11 protein-coding genes and 2 tRNA genes are annotated in these 13,392 nt (G+C 42.1%); 3 read left to right on the forward strand and 10 right to left on the reverse strand.

Features of this window, described 5'->3' with window-relative positions; genetic code table 11:
- Nucleotides 1-42: 42 nt before the first annotated feature.
- Nucleotides 43-1,515 (reverse strand): ketol-acid reductoisomerase, encoded by a 1,473-nt coding sequence (gene ilvC / locus ACPEH5_RS15425; RefSeq protein ID WP_129466659.1) that lies wholly within the window; start codon nucleotides 1,513-1,515, stop codon nucleotides 43-45.
- Between the two features lie 174 nt (nucleotides 1,516-1,689).
- Here ilvC and ilvY point away from each other — a divergent pair, with 174 nt between their 5' ends.
- Nucleotides 1,690-2,586, forward strand: a complete 897-nt coding sequence (ilvY, locus tag ACPEH5_RS15430; RefSeq protein WP_042845904.1) for an HTH-type transcriptional activator IlvY — start codon at nucleotides 1,690-1,692, stop codon at nucleotides 2,584-2,586.
- Here the strand turns inward: ilvY and ilvA are convergent.
- From ilvA to ACPEH5_RS15460, 6 genes are all read right to left on the reverse strand, one after another.
- On the reverse strand, nucleotides 2,578-4,152 hold the full coding sequence (gene ilvA / locus ACPEH5_RS15435; RefSeq protein WP_042845906.1) for a threonine ammonia-lyase, biosynthetic: 1,575 nt from the start codon (nucleotides 4,150-4,152) through the stop codon (nucleotides 2,578-2,580). The two genes, ilvY and ilvA, sit on opposite strands and share 9 nt — an antisense overlap.
- Nucleotides 4,153-4,154: 2 nt before the next feature.
- A complete protein-coding gene (ilvD, locus tag ACPEH5_RS15440; protein WP_042845907.1) occupies nucleotides 4,155-6,005 on the reverse strand; it encodes a dihydroxy-acid dehydratase in 1,851 nt (616 codons plus the stop codon).
- Nucleotides 6,006-6,072: 67 nt separating this feature from the next.
- Nucleotides 6,073-6,999 carry a branched-chain amino acid transaminase gene (locus ACPEH5_RS15445; protein ID WP_042845908.1) on the reverse strand — a complete coding sequence of 309 codons (927 nt, stop codon included), beginning with the start codon at nucleotides 6,997-6,999 and terminating at the stop codon, nucleotides 6,073-6,075.
- An 11-nt stretch (nucleotides 7,000-7,010) separates the two neighbouring features.
- A complete protein-coding gene (gene ilvM / locus ACPEH5_RS15450) occupies nucleotides 7,011-7,280 on the reverse strand; it encodes an acetolactate synthase 2 small subunit (RefSeq protein ID WP_042845909.1) in 270 nt (89 codons plus the stop codon).
- Nucleotides 7,277-8,923 carry an acetolactate synthase 2 catalytic subunit gene (gene ilvG / locus ACPEH5_RS15455; RefSeq protein ID WP_281110888.1) on the reverse strand — a complete coding sequence of 549 codons (1,647 nt, stop codon included), beginning with the start codon at nucleotides 8,921-8,923 and terminating at the stop codon, nucleotides 7,277-7,279. Before ilvG ends, ilvM begins: the two co-directional genes overlap by 4 nt.
- 134 nt (nucleotides 8,924-9,057) lie before the next feature.
- Complete coding sequence (locus ACPEH5_RS15460) at nucleotides 9,058-9,159, reverse strand: IlvGEDA operon leader peptide (protein WP_071548712.1); 102 nt, start codon at nucleotides 9,157-9,159, stop codon at nucleotides 9,058-9,060.
- 485 nt (nucleotides 9,160-9,644) lie between these two features.
- Here ACPEH5_RS15460 and ACPEH5_RS15465 point away from each other — a divergent pair, with 485 nt between their 5' ends.
- A complete protein-coding gene (locus ACPEH5_RS15465) occupies nucleotides 9,645-11,171 on the forward strand; it encodes a YifB family Mg chelatase-like AAA ATPase (RefSeq protein WP_129466660.1) in 1,527 nt (508 codons plus the stop codon).
- A gap of 77 nt (nucleotides 11,172-11,248) precedes the next feature.
- Here the strand turns inward: ACPEH5_RS15465 and ACPEH5_RS15470 are convergent, their stop codons facing one another.
- On the reverse strand, nucleotides 11,249-11,587 hold the full coding sequence (locus ACPEH5_RS15470; RefSeq protein WP_042845913.1) for a DUF413 domain-containing protein: 339 nt from the start codon (nucleotides 11,585-11,587) through the stop codon (nucleotides 11,249-11,251).
- Between the two features lie 112 nt (nucleotides 11,588-11,699).
- On the opposite strand from ACPEH5_RS15470, the gene hdfR reads away from it, so the two are divergent.
- Entirely contained in the window at nucleotides 11,700-12,557 is an 858-nt protein-coding gene (gene hdfR, locus ACPEH5_RS15475; protein ID WP_042845915.1) for an HTH-type transcriptional regulator HdfR, read from the forward strand.
- A 662-nt stretch (nucleotides 12,558-13,219) separates the two neighbouring features.
- Here hdfR and ACPEH5_RS15480 read toward each other — a convergent pair.
- Together ACPEH5_RS15480 and ACPEH5_RS15485 are read right to left on the reverse strand one after the other, a co-directional pair.
- Nucleotides 13,220-13,295 (reverse strand) — tRNA-Trp (locus ACPEH5_RS15480).
- Nucleotides 13,296-13,303: 8 nt separating this feature from the next.
- A tRNA-Asp gene (locus ACPEH5_RS15485) sits at nucleotides 13,304-13,380 on the reverse strand.
- Nucleotides 13,381-13,392: the final 12 nt, after the last annotated feature.

A 13,392-nucleotide genomic window follows, 5' to 3' on the forward strand; every position in this document is an offset into this window, starting at 1 on the left:
GCTGCCAACGCGCCTATCACGCGAAGAGTGACGAAAAATGAGTTAGCCGACCGCAATCTTCTTCATATCCGTCATATAACCACGTAATGTCTTACCGATTTTCTCAATAGGATGATTACGGATTGCTTCATTGATATCACGTAACTGCGCGTTATCAGTTCCATTATCAGCAACTGGTTTTGCTAAATCCCCTGCTTGCAATTTAGTCATAAAATCTTTTAGCATTGGAACAACCGCAAATGAGAATAAATAGTTACCGTACTCTGCAGTATCTGAAATAACAACGTTCATTTCATACAGACGCTTACGTGCGATAGTATTGGCAATCAACGGCAACTCATGCAGCGACTCATAATAGGCTGATTCTTCATAGATACCTGCTTCTAACATCGTATCAAATGCTAACTCAACGCCTGCTTTAACCATCGCGACTAACAGAACTCCATGGTCAAAATATTCTTGCTCAGCAATTTTACCTTCATACTCAGGGTAGTTTTCAAATGGTGTTTTGCCGGTCTCTTCACGCCATGTCAGCAAGTTTTTATCATCATTTGCCCAGTCTGCCATCATATCTGATGAGAATTTACCTGAAATAATGTCATCCATATGCTTTTGGAACAATGGCGCCATAATGGTTTTCAATTGCTCAGATAATGCATACGCACGTACTTTTGCTGGATTCGATAAACGGTCCATCATCAACGTGATACCACCTTGCTTCAGCGCTTCAGTGATAGTTTCCCAACCAAATTGAATCAATTTACCTGCATAACCCGGCTCTACGCCATCTGCAACCATTTTGTCATAACTTAATAACGCACCGGCTTGCAACATACCACACAGGATAGTTTGTTCGCCCATCAGGTCAGATTTAACTTCGGCAACAAATGAAGATTCCAGTACCCCTGCACGATGACCACCTGTTGCTGCCGCCCATGCTTTAGCAATGGCCATACCTTCACCTTTAGGGTCATTCTCTGGGTGAACAGCGATCAATGTCGGAACACCGAAACCACGCTTGTATTCTTCGCGAACTTCTGTACCTGGGCATTTTGGAGCAACCATCACAACAGTAATATCTTTACGGATCTCTTCACCAACTTCAACAATGTTAAAGCCGTGAGAGTAGCCCAGAGCCGCACCTTGTTTCATCATAGGCTGAACAGCACGAACAACAGTAGAGTGCTGTTTGTCTGGCGTTAAGTTAATAACTAAATCTGCTGTTGGGATAAGTTCTTCATAAGTCCCAACTTTAAAGCCGTTTTCCGTTGCTTTACGCCATGAAGCACGCTTTTCACTGATCGCTTCAGCGCGCAATGCATAAGCAATATCTAAACCAGAATCACGCATATTCAGGCCTTGGTTCAGACCTTGAGCACCACAACCGACGATGACGATTTTTTTACCTTTCAGATAACCTGCTTCGTCTGCAAATTCTTCGCGCTTCATAAAGCGACACTTGCCTAATTGAGCCAACTGCTCACGCAAATTCAATGTATTAAAATAATTCGCCATTGTCATACTCCATTGTTCTGTTGTGTTCGTTATGTCAGGCAGTTATTTGCCTGTCGCTCATTTTGAGCGGTTATGGATTTACTATATGCGATGTTTTGCATTGCTTAAATTGATATATTAACAATACAATGTTGCGATATTTGCAACACCATTAATTACTTCATCGAGGGCAAAATGGATATCCGTGATTTAAAGCTATTTTTACATTTGGCGGAGAGCTTACATTTCGGGCGCACCTCTAAAGCGATGCATGTCAGCCCATCAACTCTCTCTAGGCAAATACAGCGCCTAGAAGAGCAGCTTGGCCATCCATTGTTTGTAAGGGATAACCGTTCCGTAAAGCTAACTCAGGCTGGTGAGCACCTGAAACAGTTTGCTCAACAAACATTATTGCAATACCAACAACTTCGACATGCCCTTAACCAACAAAGCCCCTCGCTGAGTGGAGAACTACGTCTATTTTGTTCTGTTACCGCGGCTTATAGCCACTTACCTCAAGTGCTCGATAAATTCCGAGCATTGCACCCTCTAGTGGAAATAAAACTCACAACAGGTGATGCCGCTGATGCAGTCGAAAAGGTCGAAACAAATGAAGCCGACCTTGGTATTGCAGGGAAACCAGAGCGCTTACCTGACAACGTCCGATTCACTAAAATTGGTGAAATCCCACTGGTATTGATTGCGCCATCACTGCCATGTGCCGTACGAACGATGGTAACCGAAGCCGAACCTGATTGGTCAACAGTACCGTTTATCTTGCCCGAGCATGGGCCATCTCGTAAACGTATTGAACTCTGGTTTCGTCGCCACAACATAAACAACCCAGTTATTTATGCAACTGTCTCTGGCCATGAAGCAATAGTGTCAATGGTGGCTCTCGGTTGTGGTATCGCCCTAATCCCCAGTGTGGTTGTCGACAACAGCCCTGAACCAGTCCGTAGCCGTATTTCACAGCTCGATAATATCTCGATGGTCGAACCATTCGAGCTCGGCGTCTGTTTATTAAGCAAACGCCTTAGCGAGCCATTGATTAAAGCCTTTTGGGAACTGCTCCCAGACCAATCAATCTAAAACTTTTTGGTTATCTTGTGGCGCTAGGAAAAAGCGGAAAGACGGATTTCCAGTTTCATCATGATATTCATAACCTAGCGCATCAAGGTGCCGGTCAAAGCGCACTTCTGGCCCAGAAAGTTCGAATGCGGCAAGTACACGCCCGTAGTCCGTACCATGGCTACGATAATGAAATAGCGTTATGTTCCAATATGTTCCGAGTGTTTCTAAGAACTTCAATAATGCCCCCGGAGACTCAGGGAACTCAAAACTGTATAAGCGTTCATCTAGTGGCTTAGAAGGACGACCACCAATCATGTAGCGTACGTGTAGTTTTGCCATTTCATCATCAGATAAGTCATCGACTTCATAACCATTATTTCTGAGTTCTTGGATAATCTCACCACGTTCCCCTTCACGGCCGCTTAAACGCACCCCAACGAAGATACAAGCACGTTCTGGGTCGGCATCCGTATAGCGATAATTAAACTCAGTAATTGACCGATGGCCGAGTAACTGACAAAAACGTAAAAAACTGCCTTTTTGCTCAGGGATAGTCACCGCTAACAAGGCTTCGCGTTGCTCACCAATTTCGCAGCGTTCAGAAACATAACGAAGGCCATGGAAATTCATATTCGCGCCAGAAAGAATATGCGCTAATCGCTCACCTTTGATATTGTGCTGCTGAACATACTTTTTCAACCCAGCTAAAGCCAATGCGCCTGAAGGCTCTGCGATTGCGCGGACATCTTCGAAAATATCTTTAAGGGCTGCGCAAATAGAATCACTATCAACAGTTATGACGTCATCAACATATTGTTGGCACAGCCTAAAAGTTTCATCACCAATACGCTTTACTGCAACTCCCTCAGCGAATAACCCAACGCGAGGTAAATCAACAGGATGACCAGCTTCCAATGCCGCTTTTAAGCAAGCAGCATCTTCCGATTCAACACCAATAATTTTAATTTCTGGCATCAACTGTTTGATTAAAACAGCAACACCAGCAATCAAACCACCACCACCGACAGGAATAAAAATACGATCTAAGTGCGCGTCTTGTTGTAATAATTCCAGAGCAATGGTCGCTTGGCCTGCAATCACAGAAGGGTGGTCAAAAGGTGGGACGAAGGTATAACCCTCTTCTTGCGCCATCGCAATAGCTTTAGCTTTGGCTTCATCAAAATTAGCACCGTGCAAAATAGCCTCACCGCCAAAACTGCGCACTGCATCAACTTTGATATCTGCCGTTGCCACAGGCATAACAATTTTTGCTTTTACACCAACACGGTTTGCTGATAATGCAACACCTTGGGCGTGGTTTCCTGCTGAAGCAGTCACTACCCCTTTAGCTTTTTGTTCTTCTGTTAGGCTAGCGATCATGGCATACGCACCACGTAGCTTAAAGCTATGCACGGGTTGTCTATCTTCACGTTTCACTAAAATTGTATTACCTAAACGCGAAGATATTTTATCCATTTGCTGAAGAGGCGTAACTTGCGCAGCTTCATAAACCGGCGCACTTAGCGCCGCTTTTAAGTAATCCGCTCCAGTTGGAGTTGCGGGTAAGGGTTTTGCTGCAGCCACAATTAGCCTCCCAACTTCGACTTATCACGCACCGCACCTTTATCAGCACTGGTAGCGAGGGAAGCATAAGCACGTAACGCAAAAGAAACTTCACGCTGACGACCACGTGGAGTAAAGGCCTTATCACCACGAGCTAATTCAGCCTCACGACGTTGGTTCAATTCACTTTCGTTAACATCAAGCACCATTGTCCGGTTTGGAATATCAATATCAATAATATCGCCATCATGAACTAATGCTAATAGCCCGCCGCTTGCCGCTTCTGGTGAAATATGACCGATAGAGAGACCGGAGCTCCCCCCCGAAAAACGGCCATCCGTGATTAATGCACAGCTTTTGCCTAATCCCATTGATTTTAAGTAAGAGGTTGGATAAAGCATTTCTTGCATACCCGGACCACCTTTAGGCCCTTCATAACGAATAACAACCACATCCCCTTCAACGACTTTACCACCCAGAATGGCTTCTACTGCGTCATCTTGGCTTTCAAATACTTTGGCTGGGCCACGGAATGTTAAGCTGCCTTCATCAACCCCTGCTGTTTTCACAATACAACCATCTTCGGCAATATTGCCGGACAAGACGGCTAAGCCACCATCTAAGCTATAGGCGTGTTCAATGCTACGGATACACCCATTTTCACGATCAGTATCCAATGACGGCCAGCGGCAGTTCTGTGAAAACGCTTTTGTCGTGCGGATACCGGCAGGGCCCGCGGAAAACATCGACTTCACACCTTCGTCTTTGGTTAACATCACATCATACTGCGCCAATGTCTCTTGGAAGGTTAACCCTAAAATATTCGTTACATTTTCTTGCAGCAAGCCTGCGCGGCTTAATTCACCTAAAATACCGATAACACCACCAGCACGGTGAACATCTTCCATATGATATTTTTGCGTACTTGGTGCAACCTTACACAAATGAGGAACTTGACGTGATAATCGGTCTATATCGTCCATGGTAAAGTCAATATCGGCTTCCTGTGCTGCTGCTAACAAATGAAGTACCGTATTCGTTGACCCTCCCATAGCAATATCAAGAGTCATCGCGTTTTCAAATGCAGATTTATTAGCGATATTGCGTGGTAACGCACTTTCATCGTCTTGTTCGTAGTAACGTTTAGTTAATTCGACAATACGCTTACCCGCATTAATAAAGAGTGTTTCGCGGTCTGCATGTGTCGCTAATAATGAACCATTACCCGGCTGAGAAAGCCCCAGCGCTTCCGTTAAACAGTTCATTGAGTTTGCTGTAAACATTCCTGAACATGAACCACAGGTTGGGCAAGCAGAGCGTTCGATTTGTTCACTATCTGCATCGCTAACATTTGGGTTAGCACCTTGGATCATTGCATCGACTAGATCGAGCTTGATAATTTGGTCTGAAAGCTTGGTTTTTCCAGCTTCCATCGGCCCACCTGAAACGAAAATAACAGGAATATTTAGACGTAATGCCGCCATCAACATACCCGGAGTAATTTTGTCGCAGTTTGAAATACACACCATCGCGTCCGCACAGTGTGCATTCACCATATATTCAACTGAATCAGCAATTAATTCACGGGAAGGTAAGGAATACAACATTCCGCCATGCCCCATGGCAATCCCATCATCAACGGCAATCGTATTAAACTCTTTCGCAACGCCACCCGCATTTTCGATTTGCTCTGCAACTAGTTTGCCTAAGTCACGTAAATGCACATGGCCAGGAACAAACTGTGTGAATGAGTTAACAACTGCAATAATGGGTTTTCCAAAATCAGCATCGGTCATACCTGTCGCGCGCCATAATGCACGAGCGCCAGCCATATTACGACCATGAGTTGTTGTTGCTGAACGGTACTTAGGCATATCTTTAACTCCCGTGTTTAAAACAGGCGGGGAACGTCCGCCTGTAACATCTATTTCAATTTAGTTATTAAGGGTTTACTTGATCTAACCAGCCCCATTTGTCTTCAGTTGCTCCAGTGAACAGGCCAAAGAATGCTTGCTGAATTTTTTTCGTCACAGGGCCACAGCGGCCAATTCCTACTTGAATGCCATCAACACTACGAACAGGGGTGATTTCTGCTGCGGTTCCTGTCATAAAGACTTCATCTGCTAAATACAGTGATTCGCGAGACAGTGTCTGTTCACGTACTTCAATGCCCATATCTTTTGCTAGTGTTAGGATTGCATCACGCGTAATCCCCGGTAAAGCTGAAGAGGTAAATGGTGGGGTGTACAAGATACCGTCTTTCACTTCAAAAATATTTTCACCCGCACCTTCTGACAGATAGCCATGAACATCTAGTGCGATACCTTCTTGATAGCCATGGCGACGTGCTTCGCTGCCAACCAACAAAGATGATAAATAGTTACCACCCGCTTTTGCACCTGTAGGAATAGTATTTGGTGCGACACGATTCCAAGAAGACACCATTGCATCAATACCTTGATCAAGTGCTTCTTCACCTAAATAGGCACCCCATGGGAAAGCAGCTAAAATAACATCGGTGTTGTAGCCTTCTGGTGGGTTTACACCCATGCCGACATCACCAATAAATACTAATGGACGAATATACGCACTGACTAAGTTATTTTTACGCAGCGTCTCACGACATGCTTCCATTAATTCTTCAACGCTATAGCTGACAGGCATACGGTAAATTTTTGCTGAATCATGCAAACGTTGCATGTGTTCACGATGGCGAAAGACCACAGGACCTTTATGTGAATCATAGCAACGGACGCCTTCAAACACAGATGTACCATAGTGCAGAGCATGAGACATTACATGAACCTTTGCATCAGCCCATGGCGTCATTTCACCGTTAAACCAAATAAAGTCAGCTTTCTTAGTCATTTGTATATTCCTTACATTGCACTTTGTGTGCTTAATAGTCGTGATTCTTGTTGTAGTACTTCAACTTCCGTAATATCTGAGAGCTTAGTTAACTGAGCACAAAGTTGCGTTAACGGCCTCGGACTACTTACGGTCAGTTTAATGTTAACATTATCGCCATCTATTGACTGGCCCATATTCATGGCACTAATACGAAATCCGCGATGGCGGGTGACCCTTAATATACGCTCTAAAACCTCAGGACGGAAACGGGCCGATATTGAGAGTTGATGTTGTATCATAATGGTTTCTCCATCATTTTTTCATTACTAGCCCCAGGTGGAACCAATGGCCAGACATTTTCTAATTCATTAATGGACACTTGTAATAAATAAGCGCCCTCACTATTTAACAGCTCATCAAGGGCAGCATTCACTTCAGATTTGTCAGTAATACGTCGGCCTTTAATGCCAAATGCGCTAGCTAATGCGATAAAATCTGGGTTATCTGTCAAAATAGTTTCACTATAACGCTGCTCAAAAAACAGTTCTTGCCATTGGCGAACCATGCCTAAGCGTTGGTTATCAATTAACAGAATTTTTACGGGAAGCTGTTTACGTTTAATGGTTCCAAGTTCTTGGACATTCATCATAAAAGAACCATCACCAGATACACAGACAACAACATCTTCAGGTCTTGCAACTTGGGCTCCAATTGCCGCTGGGATACCAAACCCCATCGTGCCTAAGCCACTTGATGTTAAAAAATTCTCTGGGCCATCGACGGTGATATGTTGTGCAGACCACATTTGGTGTTGTCCGACATCCGTCGTAATCACCGTATTTGGCTTCATTTTATCTGATAGTTGTTTCAATAAGAGTGGCGCATAGATGAGCTCTCCAGGGTGATCATAACGCCAACCAAATTCTTTCTTCAGTTGCTGAACTTCCTGCTGCCAAGGAGCGATTGATTTTTTAAGTGCCAGTTCAGGTAATAAAGCCTTCGCATCACCATGTAATGCAACGTGAGTTTGCCTTAGCTTATCCAGCTCAACGTGGTCGATGTCAAGGTGAATGACTTTAGCATTCGGAGCAAAAGTATTTAATTTACCTGTGACTCGGTCATCAAAGCGAGCACCAACAGCTATCAGTAAATCACAGCGTTGTACGGAAATATTTGCTGCTTTAGTGCCATGCATACCCAACATCCCCAAATAATTTTCATCAGATGGGTGTGCAGCACCTAAGCCCTTCAATGTTGCAACAGAGGGAATACCTGTAAATTCAATAAATTTTCGTAATTCACTAACAGCTCCAGACATCCCAACACCGCCACCAATGTACAATATCGGTTTTTCGGATTGTTGTAATAATGCTCTTGCTTGCTGGATTTCAGATAATGGAGAGGTCGTCTCTTGTTCAACAGGCATTAGGAATGGAGATAGTTCAGCATGTTGTAGTTGAATATCTTTCGGAATATCAATCAGTACAGGTCCAGGACGTCCACTATTTGCGATTGCGAAAGCTTCAGCAAGGATGCGAGGTAAATCTTCTATCGCTTCAACTAAAAAGCTATGTTTAGTACAGGCCAAAGATAACCCTAAGACATCAATTTCCTGAAAAGCATCTGTTCCGATAAACTCAGAGGCAACTTGACCAGTGATAGCAACAACCGGAACCGAGTCTAACAAAGCATCCGCCAATCCTGTAATAACATTTGTTGCCCCAGGCCCTGATGTCGCGATACACACACCAGTTTTACCTGTTGAGCGCGCATAACCTATTGCTGCTATCACTGCGCCTTGTTCATGCCTACACAGCAGATGTTCCACACCACCGTCATATAACGCATCATAAACTGGCATAATTGCACCACCAGGATAGCCAAATACCGTATCAACACCTTGTGCTCGCAATGCTTGAACTAACCATTGTGCTCCGTTCATGCTTTATCTCCTGTCCGTCCACTTTTTATCTATTTGTATTTATTATGTTTTATCTATTTTATTTGCTTTAACAAACTTTAGTGTCAAAAAAAACCCCGCGCCTTTCGGTGCGGGGTTCTCGTGAGATCTGGCTGTTATTTTAGCCTTCGTCGTCCAAGTGCAGCCCCGCACGGTGGGATAATAATCACCACCACACGAATAATAATTAGGCTAACTGCTTGGATAAATGCGTTCATGAGTTTTAATTTTTCAACATTCTTAATTATCTTTATTAAAGAGGTATCATTTTAAAATCACTTTGACAACTTTTATTTAATTTATTTATTTTCAAAATATTTAACTACTTTAAAATCATAATGTTAAATAAAAATAAGAATAAAAAACCATTAAAAAGGTAATTTCACAGTAATATTAAATGTAATTGATAGCACAATCAGCTACATCATCCAGACTCCACAAATAAAAGCAGGTAAAAATACACCTACCCATTGATTAGTTTTATTGATGCCTATCCAAGGTATCTCCATTCTTAATTCTTTATTAAATAACGGCAACCTTTGTTATACCAACATTTCGAGCCGTTTTCTAAAAAACTGAAACAGCTATGAAACTAAGTAATTAAATTATCGAACCGCTTCGCAAATACAACAAAACAGCTCTACAAATCAATTTATTCTCAACAGAATATTACTCTGTTAACTCAAATAATATTGGAGGGCTTATGACATTGGCGATTGTTTATACTAGAGCATCGATTGGCATGGAAGCTCCACTTGTCACTGTTGAAGCTCATATTAGTAATGGGCTTCCTGGCCTAACACTTGTTGGTCTCCCTGAAACCGCCGTCAAAGAAGCTAGGGATCGGGTAAGAAGTGCTTTACTAAATAGTGGGTTTGAATATCCCGCTAAAAAAATGACCGTAAATTTAGCGCCTGCAGATTTACCAAAAGAAAGTGGGCGCTACGACCTTGCAATTGCAATTGCTATTCTTGCATCATCTGGACAAATTCCTAATGAAACATTAAATCAACATGAGTTTTTAGGTGAACTGGCATTATCTGGTCTGATACGTTACGTCAACAGTGCCATTCCTGCAGCACAATCAGCATTAGAACAACGTCGAGTATTAATACTTTCAATTGAAAATCAGCACCAATTAAGCTTACTCGCTGACAATAGCGTCCATTTTGCAACATCTTTGTTAGAACTTTGCCACTTCTTACATGGTAAACAGGTCTTAGCCAGTAACCAACAAATCCACGAAGCCCCCTCATCGGCTCGATATGAAGGTGATATCAATGATATTATTGGGCAAGAACAAGGAAAACGTGCATTAGAAATTTGCGCCACAGGTGGTCATAATTTACTTCTACTAGGCCCCCCTGGTACAGGAAAAACAATGCTAGCCAGCAGGTTAATGACTTTATTGCCTCCATTAACGCCTCAGGAGGCACTAGAGGTCGCTTCATTATATAGCCTGACTGAAACCACTCGTGATAAAGTGAATTGGCCTATAAGGCCTTTCAGAACGCCTCATCACAGCACATCAATAGCTGCATTAATCGGCGGGGGTTCTCTTCCAAAACCTGGCGAAATCTCTCTTGCTCATAATGGCATTTTATTTTTAGATGAATTACCTGAATTCAGTCGTTCTGTCCTTGATTCATTAAGAGAACCTCTTGAGTCAAAAAGAGTGAGTATTTCTCGTGCAAAAGCAAAAGTTTGCTACCCTGCAAACTTTCAACTCATTGCTGCACTTAATCCAAGTCCAACAGGTCACTACCAAGGTGAAATGAGCCGCTCATCTCCCGCCCGCATATTGCGCTATCTTTCGCATATATCAGGCCCTTTTCTAGATAGATTTGATATTTCGATTGAAATACCATTATTACCTATCGGCTCATTAAGCAATCAAAATTATCAAGGTGAAACTAGTGAACAAGTCAGGCAAAGAGTGATCACGGCTAGAAATAGGCAACTTGAGCGTGCAGGAAAAATAAATAATTTACTCACGTCGAGAGAAACCACACAATTTTGCCCGCTAAAGGCTAAAGATGCGTTATTCTTAGAGCATGCGTTAAATAAGTTAGGGCTTTCTATTCGGGCTTGGCACAGGGTATTAAGGGTTTCTAGGACCATTGCCGATCTTAATGCATCTGAGCATATAGAACGGGCACATTTATTAGAAGCCCTTGGGTACAGGACAATGGATAAGTTATTGCTTCATTTGCAAAAACAAGTAAGCTGAGCGGGGTAGAGAAGAGAATATTAATTATCGGATAAAAATAAAGGGACCGAAGTCCCTCTTAACATACGATGACAATATTAATCATCTGTATCGGTGTAGTCTTCCGATGGGTCTATCTGAGGTTTGCCGCCTGATAAAGTATGGAAACGTTTTGGACGGTTAATACGACTAGAATATTTTGCCCAAACTTTTTCTTCAGGGGTAGCTGGTTCACGCTCGCCGCGACATACAGCAACGAAAAGTTTTTCTTCTTCTGTCTGTGCCGCACGTTTACCAGTATCTAGCTCATTAAAAGCTTGGCCTAGGCGTTCTAGTAACTGGGCTTCCTTGATGGTGAAATCACCATGACGAGAAAAGCCACGTGGGTAATTTTTGTTATCAAAAAAACGATTAGTCGTGATGAAGCTATCTGCCATCTGACACACTCCTAACTTATTACAGTCAAACTCTATATGGCGCGGAGTATTAGACAGCATAAGCAATCTGTAAAACAAAACATTTAAATCATCACGACAAAAAAAATTGGAGATGAGTGTGGACAGCGAGTTATTGAGAACTTTTTTAGAAGTTAGTAAAACTAGGCACTTCGGTAGAGCCGCAGAATCACTCTATTTGACACAATCAGCAGTCAGCTTTCGTATTCGACAATTAGAAACTCAACTCGGAACAAGTCTCTTTACCCGCCATAGAAATAATATCCGCTTAACCGCAGCAGGTGAAAGACTCGTTCCATATGCTGAATCATTGATGAATACATGGTTACAAGCCAAAAAAGAAATATCCCATGCATCACAACATACAGAGCTTTCAATTGGTGCAACAGCATCTCTTTGGGAAGGCTATTTAGTAGACTGGATAGAAGCTCTTTATAGTCAACACGATGAGTTACGGCTTGAAGCAAGGGTTTCTACACGTCAATCATTAGTCAAACAGCTTCATTCAAGAGAATTAGATTTATTAATTGCAACTGAACCGCCCAAAATGGATGAGTTCGAAAGTACCATTATTGGTACTATTGACTTACAACTGATGGCTTCACAAAAAAATGTTGCATTAACAAAATATAATTATATCAAGCTTGAGTGGGGGGCCGATTTTCAGCCTAAAAGTGAATCCATATTAACGCAAGATGATACGCCAGTAATGATAACCACCTCTGCTCATATTACCCGTCAATTACTTCCTGTATCGCTTTCAGCTGCATTTTTACCTGCACATTGGGTATATCAATACCCAGGCTTAAAAACTCTCTCAGAAACTTCAATAAGTAAACCTCTCTATGCTGTCTGGTTACAAAAAAATGATCAGCAAGCGCTTATTAATCAGTTGATTAAAACACCAATAAAAAACGCTCTATTGACCGAAGAAAACCCAAAAGACGAGTAAGCTTTACTCGTCTCTATACTATTGCTGAGCTGCCCGTATTTACTAATAACGCCTAGCGGGTATCAACTAAAGGGTTAATATGAATAAACGTTGCTTTAATCACTTCTAGTGAATAATACAAATTTATGTCAAAGCTCATTAATGAAAGTTAAGAATAATAGTGCTTGGTCATTAATGGCAGAAGCCAAAAGCAATGTAACCGTCCATTAGCATATGGTTTATAACGTTTTTTAGTCTATTGATTACTAGTTATCTTAAAACAACAAAAAAACTCATGCATCCCTCTACTTTAGCTAACTTATCCTTCTTATAACTATGATTTTATTCAACTGAAACTTTAACCTTTATCTGTGAGCACAGTATAAAAATTTCAGAGTAAATAATTAGTTAAGCCACTAATAGATTAGCTAACTAAAACAGCAAAAGAGCACAATTATTAAACAATGATATAGGTAAGTAGATAATTTTTGCGTTTAAAAATTAAATAATAAAAATTAAATAAATAGTCAGAAGTATTGAGCTATTCATGGATTAGTAAGGGGATTATTAATATAAATGGAAAGGAGTTATTACGTGGCAACCGGATGGTATATAAAGAAAAACCCGATTAAGGTAATCGGGTTATCAATAGATACTTCTTTTATTATTACTTAATTGGTAACTGGCAGGGGCGGAGAGGCTCGAACTCCCAACACCCGGTTTTGGAGACCGGTGCTCTACCAATTGAACTACGCCCCTAAATTAAGTGGCGGAACGGACGGGACTCGAACCCGCGACCCCCTGCGTGACAGGCAGGTATTCTAACCAACTGAACTACCGCTCCACTTATTCTTTT

The organism is Providencia sp. NPDC089933 (assembly GCF_049545585.1).
Classification (GTDB): domain Bacteria; phylum Pseudomonadota; class Gammaproteobacteria; order Enterobacterales; family Enterobacteriaceae; genus Providencia; species Providencia huashanensis.

What these genes read in the sequence shown, in the direction of transcription:
- ilvC (WP_129466659.1), bottom strand. Translation starts at nt 1,515, where the DNA reads ATGGCGAATTATTTTAATACATTGAATTTGCGTGAGCAGTTGGCTCAA.
- ilvY (WP_042845904.1), top strand. Translation starts at nt 1,690, where the DNA reads ATGGATATCCGTGATTTAAAGCTATTTTTACATTTGGCGGAGAGCTTA.
- ilvD (WP_042845907.1), bottom strand. Translation starts at nt 6,005, where the DNA reads ATGCCTAAGTACCGTTCAGCAACAACAACTCATGGTCGTAATATGGCT.
- ACPEH5_RS15445 (WP_042845908.1), bottom strand. Translation starts at nt 6,999, where the DNA reads ATGACTAAGAAAGCTGACTTTATTTGGTTTAACGGTGAAATGACGCCA.
- ilvM (WP_042845909.1), bottom strand. Translation starts at nt 7,280, where the DNA reads ATGATACAACATCAACTCTCAATATCGGCCCGTTTCCGTCCTGAGGTT.
- ilvG (WP_281110888.1), bottom strand. Translation starts at nt 8,923, where the DNA reads ATGAACGGAGCACAATGGTTAGTTCAAGCATTGCGAGCACAAGGTGTT.
- ACPEH5_RS15460 (WP_071548712.1), bottom strand. Translation starts at nt 9,159, where the DNA reads ATGAACGCATTTATCCAAGCAGTTAGCCTAATTATTATTCGTGTGGTG.
- ACPEH5_RS15465 (WP_129466660.1), top strand. Translation starts at nt 9,645, where the DNA reads ATGACATTGGCGATTGTTTATACTAGAGCATCGATTGGCATGGAAGCT.
- ACPEH5_RS15470 (WP_042845913.1), bottom strand. Translation starts at nt 11,587, where the DNA reads ATGGCAGATAGCTTCATCACGACTAATCGTTTTTTTGATAACAAAAAT.
- hdfR (WP_042845915.1), top strand. Translation starts at nt 11,700, where the DNA reads ATGAGTGTGGACAGCGAGTTATTGAGAACTTTTTTAGAAGTTAGTAAA.